General features: G+C 36.9%; 1 protein-coding gene. It reads right to left on the bottom strand.

Annotation, left to right across the window (positions count from 1 at the left end):
• Positions 1-426: alanine racemase (locus tag E4T88_RS17540; RefSeq protein WP_185146761.1), on the bottom strand; the 426-nt coding region annotated here is incomplete at both ends.

Below are 426 nucleotides of genomic sequence, written 5' to 3'. Positions count from 1 at the left end.
GTATACCGTCTCCATAACCGATATCAACTACTGCAAGGTTACAATCTTTATCTGCTGTATATTGGAAACTATAACCACAAGTTTCGCCTTGTTTAATAGGGCGTACTTGAATCACATTCGCAGTAACAGTAAAATTTTGATGAGTAGTTGAAGTAGGGAGACTACTATAAGGTCTTGAACCATATAGAATAATACCTAATCGCGCATGTGTATGTTGATCAAGCAAGCCATCTTCTCTTACAAAACTCGCACTATTCTGAGCATGAATAAATTTAAACGTATAACCTAAACTTAGGATTTCGTCTAAACAACTTAACCAAGCTGCTCGTTCTATTTCATACTCATCACCACCAAATTCATCTGCGTATCCGAAATGCGTCCATATTCCTTCTATTTTAGCTTGTTCATCGTAGGGTAGGTTAGTAT

The sequence above is a fragment of the Dysgonomonas mossii genome (assembly GCF_004569505.1).
GTDB lineage: Bacteria > Bacteroidota > Bacteroidia > Bacteroidales > Dysgonomonadaceae > Dysgonomonas.
The sequence above is the reverse complement of the archived record's forward strand: the minus strand, read 5'-3'. Positions and strand labels throughout refer to the sequence as shown.